A 13,546-nucleotide genomic window follows, 5' to 3' on the forward strand; every position below is an offset into this window, starting at 1 on the left:
TTAAAACGTGATAAGTAAAATTTTAACTGTAATGATAAATCATGGATTGGATAAAAACCTTCGACTGGCCAGCATGGTTGGGAACGCTTACTCTAATTGTAGGATTCCGTGAATGTGCAGTATGGCTCATGGCACAATTCAACCATCCTGAGTTGGGTAATTTGGTGGGGCTGATTAGCTTACTCGTCCTGCTCCTCATTTGGCGGAAATTTCGCAAAGTTCCACCCCGTCTAGTAGATACCAACAATAAAATCATGAAAGAAAGTGCCTTCGCTTTTTTACCGATTAGTGCAGGCTCATTACTGATGCTGGTACATATGGGAAGTGAAATTCCGCTCTTTCTGATGGTGCTTGTTGTCAGCACTCTAATTCCATTATGGATCTACGCCAAAATGGCAAAGCACTGGTTATAGGAAAAGCACATGATCGCAATTTTATCGGGATTTCTGATTACCCTTGTGGCGTATTTATGTGCCAAGCCGATTAATAAACGCATTCCTCAAGTCCCTGTGATTGTCATCGGGATGTTCTTTATTATTGGCTTATTGTTGGTATTGGGGATTCCGTATGAAGCCTATATGAGCCAAACCAATGCCCTGTTCAGCCACTTACTCGGTTATGTCACCGTCGCACTGGCCATTCCTCTGGCCGCCATGCGTTATGACGACCTGCCCCCCAAAGCCATTGTCAGCATTCTCGTATTTGCCAGCATCAGTGCGGTTGCATTGCCTATGGGCTTAGCCTATTTGCTGCATATGGCAGATTCAACCATTATGGCTTTTGCCACCCGAGCAGTCACCACGCCTATCGCCATTAATATTGCCACTTTATTGCACGCACCAGTCACCTTAGTCATTCTGATTGTGATTCTGTCTGGAGTCATTGGCGCAGCCTTCTCCCCTATTATTTTAAGACATATTAACGATGAACGCGCTTCAGGATTGGCGCTAGGCTTGGCAGCACATGCGATTGGTACTGCTCAGGCTTGGCAACGTGGCAGTGTCGCGGGGCGTTATGCTGCTTTTGGCATGGCCGTTAATGCGGTTTTCACCGCAATTTGGCTGCCAACTTTCATACTTTACTTGCAAAAAATGTGACTAACAAATCACTTTAAAGGATTGTGTTGCATAGAAAACGGTCCTAAGATAGTTTGGGTTTAGACTATGAATCAGCAAAAAAGGGAATTTATGATGGGGAAAGCTAAATTTATCAGTGCACTTGTTATCTCTGCGTTGAGTAGTATGACTTTTGCGGATGATATTTCTGGAGTCTGGAAAAATATTGATGATAAAACAGGCTCATCAAAAGCGGTTTTAGAAATCCGTCAAGAAACAAATGGAACGTACACCGCTAAAGTCGTGAAAATTACGCCACGACCTGGTTACACTCCCAAAGATACTTGTATGAACTGTCCTGCACCTTATACCAACAAACCTATTTTGGGCATGGATGTGCTTAAAGGTTTAAAACATGAAGATGGTCAAAACTATACTGGTGGTAAAATCATTGACCCACTTTCAGGTAAAATTTATAGCACCAAAGCCAAAATGAGTGCCAATGGCAAACGTTTAACCCTTCGCGGTTATGTGGGTGTATCGGCTCTTGGCCGTAGCCAAACTTGGATTCGTCAAGAATAAACCATCCAAAAAGATCAAACCGCCTCTCTCAGGCGGTTTTTTTATGATTCAATTTTTCATCTGCAACATTCAAGCAAGCTGACTCTGTAGTTTACCAAATTTGAACATTTTCGCAGTTATACACGCTAAAGTTTCCACGCATATCCCAGCGATATAAAAATGTATAAGGTTTCACATTTACAGGGAATACATGAAAACAATCATCTCTTTTAGTTTTTTCACAGGTTTAGTCATCGCCAGTTCAGCAGCTTTAGCCCAAGATATTTCAGGCACTTGGCAGCAGATTGACGACAAAACAGGTTCACCCAAGGCAGTGATTGAAATTCGTAAAGAATCCAACAGTACCTATACTGGCAAAATTGTCAAAATCACTCCGCGTCCGGGTTATACCCCGCGTGAACGTTGTAACAATTGCCCAGCTCCGTATACCAATCAGCCCATTCTCGGCATGGAAATCCTGAAAGGCTTAAAACAAGTAGAAGGAACCAGCAATTATGAAAAAGGCCGCGTGATTGATCCGCTATCGGGTAAATTCTATGATGCCAAAATGAAGCTCAATGCAACTGGAAAACGCCTGTCTTTGCGTGCCTATATGGGCGTTTCTGCTCTAGGGCGTAACCAAACATGGTTAAGAATCGAATAATTGCGTGCGTATCTGGATTGAGCGAACCGAGCTCAATCCACAGCAACAACCAAGATCAAGTAAGTCGAAACACCCCCCAATATCTAAAATAATCAAATCAAAAAATTGGATCTCAACCATCTTTTCCATTACTGCATTGAAAAGAGCTTATTCACGTATTCCTATAGCAACCGAAGCATCTCCATGATTTCTGATCCATCAAAAATATCGCATCTGGACAATACGCCATAGCTTCAATAATTGTACCCCATTGAGTTTTTATCCAAGCTATCAGGCAAAACCGCCTATAGATACTGACCCTAAGCTCGAATCTCTGGGCTGCTGAATACTCTGGAACCTGCTGATTAACAGGGTGCTTAAATGGAGCCTCTACTTTTGGAGGCAACCCAACCTAGCGTGTTTTAAGCATAAAAAAAGCCACGAAACCGTGGCTTTTTGATCAGTCCATTAGCGGATTATCGACAGCAAACAGTTGCTGATCTTCTAAGCGGTAAGCCATCAATTGATTGCCCCAGACACATCCACCATCAACATTCTGCATATTCGGCTGCACGGTTTTACCTTGTAATGCAGCCCAGTGACCAAAAATAATCTGATGTGTTTGGGCTGCCAGAGAGTCAAATTCGAACCAAGGTTGAAAACCTGCTGGCATTGGGTCTTCCAAAGCATCTTTAAAACTAAACTCTAAGCGCCCTTCAGCATCGGTTAAGCGCATTCGGGTTAAATAATTGGTAATACAGCGTAAGCGTGCATGACCCGTTAAATCATCCGCCCATAGATCAGGTTGCGTACCATACATCTCCGCTAAAAAAGCATCCATCACGGCATAATCTTCATGCCCAATCACGGCTTCAACTTCTTTGGCTAAGCGTGCTGTTTGTTCAGCAGACCAAATACATGGAATGCCCGCATGCGTCAAAATGGTGTGCTCATTCGGAAATAAGCACAATGGCTGTTTACGTAACCACTCAATCAAATCATCGCTATCAATCGCATCAATCACATCCCGAGTACGATCTTTATCTTTAATTTTCTTTAACCCACGTGCGCCAGCCAAAAGGGTTAAATCATGATTGCCCAATACTGTTGCCGCTGAACCGCGTTCCACCAGTTTTTTGACAAAACGTAATGCGCCAATCGAGTTTTCACCACGAGCCACCAGATCACCCGAAAACCAGATAAAATCCTGATCCGGATCAAATTGAATGGCTTTAAGTAAATCTTTCAAGGCCTCAAAACAACCTTGAAGATCACCAATCACATAATTGTAGCGTGCCATTGATTACACCATTTGATCTGCCAATGCGACAAACTTTTCCAAACTCAAGGTTTCCGGACGTGCCATCGGGTCAACCCCCGCCAGCTCAAAGCCATCTTCACGCAACATGCCTTTAAGGCTATTACGCAAGGTTTTACGACGCTGGGTAAATACGTGCGCCACCAAGCGAGCTAAAGCTTTTTCATCTTTGGCAATAATCGGCTTCGTTGCATAAGGTTCCAAACGGAACACTGCAGAAGTTACTTTAGGGGGTGGATTAAACGATCCAGGTGGGACTTCAAATAAGAAGGTTGGCTTGCAGTAATATTGAATCATGACAGATAAACGGCCATATTCTTTGCTATTTGGCGAAGCCGTAATACGGTCAACCACTTCCTTTTGCAACATAAAGTGCATGTCTTTAATTTTTTCGCCAAATTCCAAGAGATGGAACAATAAAGGCGTCGAAATATTATAAGGTAAGTTCCCCACCACTCGCAGTGGACGACCTTCTTCAAATAGCTCGGTAAAGTCGTATTTCAGCGCATCGGTTTCTACAATGGTCAAACGCTCTGGATGAGGTACACGCCCAGGCAATCCCGCGGCTAAATCTCGGTCTAGTTCAACGACAGTCAGGGCATCACACTCACCAATTAAAGGCGAGGTCAGTGCGGCCAAACCCGGACCAATTTCAACAATATTATCACCGGTACGAGGATTCACCGAACGTACAATTTTCGCAATGACACGTTGATCATGCAAAAAGTTTTGACCAAACCGTTTACGAGCCTGATGCCCTTCTTCTTTCGGGTTAAGCGCATTAATTTGATACATAAAACATTTCCAACGTGAGATTGAATGAAGTAAATCAGTGGCGAGCCAAATCTAAGGCCAAATCCACAGCCACATGCAAGCTTGAACTTTTCGCTTGTCCTGTGCCTGCGAGGGAGAGTGCGGTGCCATGATCGACTGAAGTACGAATAAAAGGTAAGCCCAAAGTAATGTTGATAGCTTCACCAAAGCCCTGCGATTTTAACACAGGTAAACCTTGATCGTGATACATTGCTAAAACCGCATCAGCATCTTGCAGGTTTTCAGGGGTAAATAGCGTGTCGGCAGGAAGACTTAAACTCATGCGAATGCCCTGAGCACGATAACTCTCCAATACAGGATTAATCGTCTCAATTTCTTCCATACCCAAATAGCCCCCTTCACCAGCATGCGGATTTAAGCCGCACACCAAAATATTGGGATCGGCAATCTTAAATTTGCTTTGCAAATCATGCAGCAAAATATCAATCACCTGATGAAGACGCTGTGCAGTAATTGCATCGGCAACTTGTCTAAGCGGTAAATGCGTTGTGACCAGTGCCACACGTAAGGTTTTGGTCGCCAGCATCATCACCACACGCTCTACGCCCGCAAACTCTTGGTAATACTCGGTATGACCACTAAAATGAATGCCGGCATCATTAATCACGGATTTTTGTACTGGCGCAGTGGCAACACCCACGCTACGACCAGACATCGCATAGTCGGCCGAACGTCTGAGTTGTTCCAGCACATAGGCAGAATTTTTTGGATTCAACTCTCCCTGCCGCACAGGCTCATGCACAGGAACATGTTCTACATAAAGCTGCCCAGACGCTGAGGATTGCTGTTGCCCCGTATAAGCCATCAATTCCACGTCGAGATTGAGCATAGCCGCACGTTGCTGCAGTAAATTCAGATCCGCCAAGACGACAATGGGACGTTCATCCACGCGGTGTGCCAGACTTAAACAAATATCTGGACCAATTCCAGCGGGTTCACCACTTGTGACATATAACGGAAGCATGATTCACCTATAGCACCACTTTTTGAATAACATCATTTTACTGAATTTATGCAGCAAATACCGTTGCTGATTCTATTTATTCAGAAAAGTACTACTTCAAGTCAGCGAGATAGCCATTATAAATTTTTTTAAATGCAAAAAATGATGCTGAGCGCCGCCTAAACCTTTAAATCAGACAGCATAAATGCATGGAGACAAGTTTGGAGGCATCACAGATGAGCGCCAGCACAACCAGCAACCGAAATGCTCAGATTCGATTTTAAAATAGTGATCAACCTATATTATTGTTTTTATTTAATTTTAAATAAAGTTGATTTCCCGAGGCTAAATATTGAGGTCAAAATCAGGAAACCCGCAAATTGCTTAAAAAAACACTGGTCAAAGATAAAGGCCTTCCTTATAATACAGCGCTTGAAATTTATATTTTCATTTGTGATTCTGAACAGATTCGTTTAGAATCGCGTATCCTTTTGTTTGGACAGATTCCATAGTCCAAACCAACTATAATAGGTAGTGGTTTAAATGAAAACTCTCAGCGCTAAGCCTGCTGAAGTTCAACACGACTGGTACGTTGTTGATGCTTCTGGCAAAACTTTAGGTCGCCTTGCGACTGAAATCGCTCGTCGTCTACGCGGTAAGCACAAGACTTCTTATACTCCTCACGTTGACACTGGCGATTACATCGTTGTTATCAATGCTGAAGAAATTCAAGTGACTGGTAAAAAAGCGCTTGATAAAAAATACTATCGCCACACTGGCTTCCCTGGTGGTATCCGTGAGACTAACTTTGAAAAGTTAATCGCTCACAAACCTGAAGCAGTTTTAGAAAAAGCTGTTAAAGGTATGTTACCAAAAGGTCCTCTTGGTTATGCAATGATCAAGAAAATGAAAGTGTATGCAGGTACTGAGCATCCACACGCTGCTCAACAGCCACAAGTTTTGGACATCTAAGGGATACAGCACATGGCTACTAATTATGGTACAGGTCGCCGTAAGACCGCAACTGCACGTGTTTTCCTATCTGCTGGTACTGGCAAACTCGTAATCAACAACCGTACTCTTGAGCAATATTTCGGTCGTGAAACTGCTCGTATGGTTGTTCGTCAACCTTTAGAGCTTCTTGAAGCTACTGAAAAATATGACCTTTACATCACTGTTGCTGGTGGTGGTATCGGTGGTCAAGCTGGCGCTATCCGTCACGGTATTACTCGTGCATTGATCGCTGCTGACGAAACTTTAAAACCTGCTCTTCGTCAAGCTGGTTTCGTAACTCGTGATGCCCGTGAAGTTGAACGTAAGAAACTTGGTTTACGTAAAGCTCGTAAACGTCCTCAATTCTCTAAACGTTAATTCGTTTACCGAATCGGACAAAAAGCCTTGGTTTATCCAAGGCTTTTTTATTGCAAAAAATTCAATCGCATTACTGCAACACACTTTCAATCCCCGCAGTAGCACAAAAATGGTATCATCTTAGCCAAGCCATAAGACTTGTGCTTATGCCAAACTTTTTCCAATTATTCACTCGGTTTTGTGGGATTTATGTCTGTCGAAAATACGCCACTCCAAGGAATTACACTTTATAGTCATGCAGATGATTTTCGCTCCCATTGGATTCGTTACGTCCTTGCCGAGAAGCAAATTAAATTTAACTTAATTCTGCTGGATTATGATGATGAAGATTTGGCCAGTCTCAACCCTTATCATCAACTGCCAATGCTGATTGAAAATGATCTCAAGCTATTCAATACCAATATTATTTCCGAATACCTTGATGACCGTTATCGGCAGAATAAACTCTATGCCGATGCACCAGCCCCACGTGCAGAGCAACGCCAATATATTTGGCGCTTTGAACAAGACTGGCTAAAATTGGCTGATATTATGTTGCGTCATCCCGACACCTTAAATAAGGCTGAACAGCATAAAGCCCAAAAAAAACTACGCGATACCCTGATTTCACTCACCCCACTATTTCAGCACTACCCCTATTTTATGTCGGATAACTTTACAATTTTAGATTGCATGTTAGCCCCAATTTTTTTACGGTTAGATGTTATGGGGATTGAGTTACCCCACAAATTATGTCGTCCGATACTCCTGTATCGTCAACGTATTTTTCAGCGACCTGCCTTCGTCAAATCTTTGACCATGCAGGAGAAAAACCGCTATAGCAAGCTTCTTTCTATTTAACTGAGTAATGGATAATGTCTGAACAGGAAATCACCCTTTCTCCCACTCGCCCGTATTTAGCTCGTGCCATCTATGAATGGATTTGCGACAACAATCTCACCCCCTATCTGTTAGTCGATGCCATACAACCCAATACTCGGGTGCCTGAACAGTTTATTCAGGATGGGCAAATCGTACTTAATATTGTCCCGCATGCCGTACACCAACTGCATATGAGCAATGATGCAATTACCTTTTCTGCACGTTTTGGTGGTGTATCTCGCGATATTTATGTGCCACTATATGCAGTCTTAGGCATTTATGCGCGTGAGAATGGTCAAGGTTTATTTTTTGATCCAAATGAATATGAAAATGTTCAAATCCAGCAAGATGATTTAAAATCAGAACCTGAACAAAACAATGAACAACCCAAGAAAAAGCCAAGCTTGAGGTTATTAGATTAAAACAAGAGGAAGTAATAATGGCTTTTGACTTAGTCCAATATTTTGCAGAGCAAATTTACATTCAAAAGCCTGAGCTTCTGAAACAATATGATCCCATTGAACGTAAATCACATCTATTAGAAATTAACACGCTCAGTTTAGGTAAACTCATTACCTTATGGCGCAAAGATGAAAATAAACTCTATCAAGAGATCCAATCTCAAGATCAATTATATGTTATCGATATTGCCCGACACCTGACCACTTCCGAACAAAACCATTCAACGCTTAGCAGATCTGAATTTGAACAGGCCATTACCGAAGTACTCTCATTACAACTTGCAGAATTAAAACAGCTTGATGATACAGGCAACTATGGGGTAAAAGGATTACGTGAACTAATTACCGGTCAAGTCGAACATTTATCAGGTCAGGCCGCTGATTGGGTCTGGTCAATAAACGAACTAACAGAGCTTAAAGGCTCTAAACCGATGCCTGAAGAAGAGATATCATTAGAAGAGACTATGAAGGAGTTTAATCAAATGGTTCATCAAAATACAGCCGATCATCATGAACATGTAGAAACACAAGCAGAGCAGGCCACGACCCCAACTTGGGCTAAAATTGTAGAACCAGTCGTTGCTTTAGCTATTCTTTGGGTGCTCTATTCTGCAGCGACTCAAATGTTTAGCTAAGATTAATCGGTGAAGATGGTTAAATCACGATCATCTTCACTTTTATAAAATAAAAACAATAAGTTAAAATAATACTCCTGTCCTCAAAACTCTATTTTCCACCCTCTATTAATTTTGAACCATCGTTAAATTTTACATAATGTTACATTTTTAACAACGTCATAATATGACACTCACATCTATATGCTTATTCATATTTCCATGTATATATTGAGATACTGATCACACTAAAGTTGAGTGTAACAATCAGATATATTCCAAAATTATCACACTGCCCTAGCACCAAAAATAATTTAAGTTGCGATTTTTTTTAGCCTATCCATATAATCAAATTGACTTTAAAAGCAAGTCAAACTAATCCAATAACCAAAAAAACATAAGAGAATCAATATGGCTAGAGTATCATTAGAGGCATTATCAAATATTGATGGTTTCCATGCAGCGGCATTAGTGGATGGAGAAAGCGGTTTAGCATTGGCAACCCAAGGCGGTGGGGATCTAGACCTCGAACTTGCAGCGGCAGGCAATACCGAAGTGGTTCGTTCAAAGCGTCGTGTTGCCCAAGCGCTTAAATTAAACGACACCATTGAAGATATTTTAATTACCCTAGGGAAACAATATCACCTCATCCGACCTCTAGAAGGCAATGACAAACTATTCCTCTATCTTGTTCTCGAACGCTCTAAAGCAAATCTTGCAATGGCGCGCCATGAACTCAAGAGCTATGAAAAAGAACTCGACTTTGCTTAATATCTCCGCCCCCTTTTCTGATTAATGCTGGAAAGGGGGCATTTTGAACCATTGTGATGATTAACTTGTTAGATAGATAGAGATAGCATGACTGAGCAATATCTTAATATTGCGATAACTGGCTTAAGTCTTCATCATTCTGAAGAGCTTAAAACCCAGCTACGTAATCTCATTCCACAAGAGTATAAAATTAAATGGAGTACTGCAGCAGACCCAACAATTGACTGCTTATTTATTCATGAAAATTTTTATGAAACGGACGGCATTCAAAAAATCCTGCAAAGCCGAAAATTTCCGTGGTTGAAAATATCTAAGCATGTTCCTGATCATCATTTAATTCAAGAAAACACCTTATCTCTACCCATAGTAAATCACGAAAGCCTGTCTGAATGGATTCTCAATCATCTGCTGAACACACCAACTGAAGATTCAGATGGTGAACCCGTACCAGAAACTCCCGCAAAAAAAACGGCTTATAAATTAGAATTTTTCAGCAAAATGCTCGATAAAGAGCGCAATTCTAAGCTACATCTGTTTGATAGCTTAGGAACCATCGCAATTATTGATGTACAGAAGAATATCGTCTGGTTGAATCCAGAAAGAGAACAAGCCTTTACGAATTCTGGCTTTGATTATGACATGGCAACTACCAGTAATTTTATGAAAGTCTCACGAAAACAAGCCTACATCATGAGTGACTGGTTATGGCAATTTTTTTGGGACTCACCATTATTCTTAAATGAGTTTTGCCCTGAAGATGGGCACTTTAAGATCCATAGTTGGCCAAAACCCAACCATCTGGAAGATCGAAAAGTAATTTTTCAGCTTTCCAGTTGTTTTATTCAAGGTGGTAAAATTTCAAAAATCGCAACTCAACTGAATATACCTCAAGAAACCGTACAGCGATTTATCGCTGCCAATATTGCAACGAATAATCTATCCAAAATCAATATCTGGGATAAACATTACAATCCACCAGAACCCGCTCAAACAACAGAAGAAACGGGCTTGATTAAAAGCTTTTTTGGAAAGCTAAGAAAAAAATTAGGGATATAGGAATATTTTATGATTTTACAACGGTTTAAGATTGTATTTGCGGGTGGCATGGGGGCAGGTAAAACTGAAGCAATTAAATCACTATCAGAAATCCCAGTCCTGCATACGGAAGCATTTAATACCGATTCACAGCGCCACACTAAAATGGAAACCACGGTAGGCATTGATTATGGTGAGATCACACTAGATGAAAATCTAAAAATTGGGCTATATGGCACACCAGGTCAAAGCCGTTTTGATTTTATTTGGTCAGCGATTACCAAAGGGGCAATTGGTGCAATCATTCTGATTGATCACCATTCAGATAATCCAATCCAAGAATTAGAAAGTTATTTGGATACTTTTCAGAATTTCACCGATAATATAGCCATTGGGATTACACATACCGACCTTGTTTCCGAAACATCACCATCAACGGGTATTTATAAAGATTGGTTATTGCAGAACGAACTGTTTTCTCCATTGTTTTTTATTGATGCTCGGAAAAAAGATGATGTTTTACTGTTGCTAGAAGCCCTTATCACTTCAATTGAAGTTAACTCCAATATTGCCAATTAACCATCATAGAGGTTTTATATGTTTACTTTAGAGCAAAGCCGTACTGCACCCAAAGAGTTAATTCAATTTGCCAAAGCGGAAATGCAAGATCTACTCATGAATGTTCGTGGCGTCAATTACGTTATGCTTTGTAGTACAGATGGCTTCGAATTAGGGCACGTGCATAAAAAAGATGGTTATAACAGTACAAAACTCGCAGCAGTCAGCAGCTCCATTTTAGCCATGGTTGCCGCATTTATGAATGAAATCCATTTAGAGGGTTGTCAGTCTATTACTCTAGATGCTGATAATGGTAAAGCTATCCTCACCTCTATTCCTTCGAGTAAACACCCCCTCATTATTGTAACTCTAACAGAAAAAGATGTTTTGCTCGGTCAATTGCTTTATTCACTCAAAACCGCCAGTAGCAGAATCTCTAATTTCTGATAAACACCCTAGAGCATTTTTTAAATGCTCTAAAGGATATTCTGAGATAACTTTAAAATTCTTCATATTTTATAGCACCTTGTATGCTAGAGGGTTTCATCAGCCATAAGCTTTAAAAATGAATCACATCCGTGACAAGCTAAATATTGATGCTAGCCCTCTGCTTATAGCATTAAATCTTTGCAAAATCATAAGCTAACTTTTTTCATGTTTAGCCAATTTATAAATGCTTTATCTTTCAGCTAGCTGAGAGAAAATATTAAGTTTTATTAAAGACAATCAATACCTTGTAAAAACCTTATCTGCATCAAGAACTAAACTCTGTGCCTATATATTATATTTGATAAAAATACAGCCGACGCATCAGTGGTCGGCTGTAATCCCTTGTTCTGCCCTTGTGATCAAGGCTTCTTGACCATATCATTTAGCATCCAACTACCATTGTTATAAGCTTCTTCTGGACCATAGAATCGGAACAGTAGAAAGTAGTTGTCCGCATTACCCGTCGGCAAATAGTTCACCCCATTATTTAATGACTTTGGACCAAAGTAAATCGTGTAGGTGCCATCCTTATTCATCTTTGGTTCCTCTGTTGAGGCGAGTCCAATCGGATCAGCTTTCCGAATATAGGAAGCAGTCGCCACATCATAAACCAATACTGACCAGAACTGCTTGGCTGGGACATTTGCTGGGACAGTCAGCGTATAATTCATTCCACCCTTGAGCGGCTCTCCATCCGCATCTTTGGTCAGCATGAGATAGGCTGTAGATGATCCTAGCTTAACCGGAGGAGAAATATAGGTATAGTAAGTGAAAGCTCGATCATCTATGTAGACCTTATTCTCATCCTTATAGGTCATCATCGTCGAGATCATCGAATCTGCGACTGGCTGCGTCCACTGAGTCTTATCTCCCCAACGACGAGGTGGAATCGTCCGAAGAAGATGCTGTAATTCCTCGTGAACCTGTTTCATGACACCATCAAGTTCGACCTGAGTCTTCTTGTCTGGCTCGAAGCGACCACCACGCTCAATTCCAATCGAACTCAGCATGCCCATCGCATACTTATCTTCTTCACGCACTTCTTCGTAATTAATAACTTTTTGAAGCCGTTTAAAATACGTGTGATCCCATGGAAATAAAGATGAATATTCCTTGTTGTAGATGTCCATGTGCGGGAGTCGCTGCTTGCTGCCGTAAGCATACTGCTGAAAGCCTTTCTTAATGTAATCAACAGCACCATCCAAGGTCTTGTCTTTAAGATCAGGAGTAATAACGCGGAATGTTCCATAGCCTCGATAGGTTTGAAGTGGCACCGGGAAAAAACCGTCAGGCACCTTGATCTTAGGGTCGCGGCTATTGTAGAGAAAATACTTACCACCTTGCCCCTTATCATCACCACCTGCACCTACATCCACGACAGGTCGTTGCCAAACATCAAGAAATGTTCCGAAAACACTGTAAGATCCTTTGGTTGGTGGAATCTCAACCACCACAGGCCCTGCCTTGACATCATAAATTAATTGCACGTACAAGGTAGAATTGTTCGGTGTTGGCTGCTGAAATTTCCAGTTTGGTGGACGAGAGAAAAAGGCAACTTGATTGAGCTTCTGACCTGCAGCCAACCCTCCCTCGATCATCTCATTACCAGCCACTATCGCCTGCCCCCAAAGTGCTGATTCATAGGCACGACGATCTAGACGTTCATTATCGAAATCTCTGGCATAGGCATATCCAGCTTGCAGACATACAAATACGATAAACCAAAGGAATTGTTTTCCCATCATATTGCTCCTTATTATTGTCATTTTAGGGGGAGTTCAATGTGGTGATAGGCAAAACAACAGTTCTAGGGCATCACTGCCATACAAACAAAATAATAATGCATTATGACCACTTTGATTTCGCACCTTATTTTGATTATATTTCAACCATCATATGAAACCACAATATTTGCGTCAAGACCAAAATCAGGCCAAACACAACAAGAAATAAAGCCATTACTAAGATTAATTGATACTTTTACAGCCATTGGATTGCTTATCTTATTTTAATTCTTCTTAATTTCCTTATT

General features: G+C 41.2%; 17 protein-coding genes. 13 read left to right on the forward strand and 4 right to left on the reverse strand.

Going from position 1 to position 13,546, the window contains the following annotated elements; genetic code table 11:
• Nucleotides 1-41 precede the first annotated feature (41 nt).
• The 4 genes from AC6CHI_RS14250 to AC6CHI_RS14265 all read left to right on the forward strand — a co-directional run bounded on the left by AC6CHI_RS14250 (nt 42) and on the right by AC6CHI_RS14265 (nt 2,280).
• Nucleotides 42-413 (forward strand): hypothetical protein, encoded by a 372-nt coding sequence (locus tag AC6CHI_RS14250; protein ID WP_498122054.1) that lies wholly within the window; start codon nt 42-44, stop codon nt 411-413.
• Between the two features lie 9 nt (nt 414-422).
• Nucleotides 423-1,097: an LrgB family protein gene (locus tag AC6CHI_RS14255; protein ID WP_458893294.1), complete on the forward strand. Its 675-nt coding sequence runs from the start codon at nt 423-425 to the stop codon at nt 1,095-1,097.
• Between the two features lie 93 nt (nt 1,098-1,190).
• Nucleotides 1,191-1,637 (forward strand): DUF2147 domain-containing protein, encoded by a 447-nt coding sequence (locus tag AC6CHI_RS14260; protein WP_498122082.1) that lies wholly within the window; start codon nt 1,191-1,193, stop codon nt 1,635-1,637.
• Between the two features lie 190 nt (nt 1,638-1,827).
• On the forward strand, nt 1,828-2,280 hold the full coding sequence (locus AC6CHI_RS14265) for a DUF2147 domain-containing protein (RefSeq protein ID WP_498122055.1): 453 nt from the start codon (nt 1,828-1,830) through the stop codon (nt 2,278-2,280).
• 439 nt (nt 2,281-2,719) lie between these two features.
• On the opposite strand, the gene AC6CHI_RS14270 is transcribed toward AC6CHI_RS14265, so the two are convergent.
• The 3 genes from AC6CHI_RS14270 to pdxA are packed head-to-tail and all read right to left on the reverse strand — an operon-like array spanning nt 2,720 to nt 5,375.
• Nucleotides 2,720-3,559 (reverse strand): symmetrical bis(5'-nucleosyl)-tetraphosphatase, encoded by an 840-nt coding sequence (locus AC6CHI_RS14270; RefSeq protein ID WP_498122057.1) that lies wholly within the window; start codon nt 3,557-3,559, stop codon nt 2,720-2,722.
• A 3-nt stretch (nt 3,560-3,562) separates the two neighbouring features.
• Nucleotides 3,563-4,372 (reverse strand): 16S rRNA (adenine(1518)-N(6)/adenine(1519)-N(6))-dimethyltransferase RsmA, encoded by an 810-nt coding sequence (rsmA, locus tag AC6CHI_RS14275; protein WP_498122058.1) that lies wholly within the window; start codon nt 4,370-4,372, stop codon nt 3,563-3,565.
• A 34-nt stretch (nt 4,373-4,406) separates the two neighbouring features.
• Complete coding sequence (pdxA, locus tag AC6CHI_RS14280) at nt 4,407-5,375, reverse strand: 4-hydroxythreonine-4-phosphate dehydrogenase PdxA (protein WP_498122060.1); 969 nt, start codon at nt 5,373-5,375, stop codon at nt 4,407-4,409.
• Between the two features lie 522 nt (nt 5,376-5,897).
• Here pdxA and rplM point away from each other — a divergent pair.
• The 9 genes from rplM (at nt 5,898) to AC6CHI_RS14325 (ending at nt 11,472) form a co-directional block, all read left to right on the forward strand.
• A complete protein-coding gene (gene rplM / locus AC6CHI_RS14285) occupies nt 5,898-6,326 on the forward strand; it encodes a 50S ribosomal protein L13 (protein WP_004695096.1) in 429 nt (142 codons plus the stop codon).
• Nucleotides 6,327-6,338: 12 nt separating this feature from the next.
• The gene (rpsI, locus tag AC6CHI_RS14290) at nt 6,339-6,725 is read left to right on the forward strand and encodes a 30S ribosomal protein S9 (RefSeq protein ID WP_068974925.1); all 387 of its coding nucleotides are present in this window, start codon (nt 6,339-6,341) and stop codon (nt 6,723-6,725) included.
• A 189-nt stretch (nt 6,726-6,914) separates the two neighbouring features.
• A complete protein-coding gene (locus tag AC6CHI_RS14295; protein WP_498122062.1) occupies nt 6,915-7,565 on the forward strand; it encodes a glutathione S-transferase N-terminal domain-containing protein in 651 nt (216 codons plus the stop codon).
• Between the two features lie 14 nt (nt 7,566-7,579).
• Entirely contained in the window at nt 7,580-8,008 is a 429-nt protein-coding gene (locus AC6CHI_RS14300; RefSeq protein ID WP_498122064.1) for a ClpXP protease specificity-enhancing factor, read from the forward strand.
• Nucleotides 8,009-8,025: 17 nt separating this feature from the next.
• On the forward strand, nt 8,026-8,682 hold the full coding sequence (locus AC6CHI_RS14305; RefSeq protein WP_498122066.1) for a hypothetical protein: 657 nt from the start codon (nt 8,026-8,028) through the stop codon (nt 8,680-8,682).
• Between the two features lie 390 nt (nt 8,683-9,072).
• Nucleotides 9,073-9,432: a roadblock/LC7 domain-containing protein gene (locus tag AC6CHI_RS14310; protein ID WP_458893302.1), complete on the forward strand. Its 360-nt coding sequence runs from the start codon at nt 9,073-9,075 to the stop codon at nt 9,430-9,432.
• Between the two features lie 87 nt (nt 9,433-9,519).
• Nucleotides 9,520-10,488 (forward strand): hypothetical protein, encoded by a 969-nt coding sequence (locus AC6CHI_RS14315; RefSeq protein ID WP_498122068.1) that lies wholly within the window; start codon nt 9,520-9,522, stop codon nt 10,486-10,488.
• 9 nt (nt 10,489-10,497) lie between these two features.
• Nucleotides 10,498-11,046: a GTP-binding protein gene (locus AC6CHI_RS14320; RefSeq protein ID WP_458893304.1), complete on the forward strand. Its 549-nt coding sequence runs from the start codon at nt 10,498-10,500 to the stop codon at nt 11,044-11,046.
• A gap of 18 nt (nt 11,047-11,064) precedes the next feature.
• Nucleotides 11,065-11,472: a roadblock/LC7 domain-containing protein gene (locus tag AC6CHI_RS14325; RefSeq protein ID WP_498122070.1), complete on the forward strand. Its 408-nt coding sequence runs from the start codon at nt 11,065-11,067 to the stop codon at nt 11,470-11,472.
• Nucleotides 11,473-11,873: 401 nt separating this feature from the next.
• On the opposite strand, the gene AC6CHI_RS14330 is transcribed toward AC6CHI_RS14325, so the two are convergent.
• Nucleotides 11,874-13,259, reverse strand: a complete 1,386-nt coding sequence (locus tag AC6CHI_RS14330) for a DUF1214 domain-containing protein (protein WP_498122072.1) — start codon at nt 13,257-13,259, stop codon at nt 11,874-11,876.
• Nucleotides 13,260-13,546 lie beyond the last annotated feature (287 nt).

The sequence above is a fragment of the Acinetobacter sp. GQ146 genome (assembly GCF_059758585.1).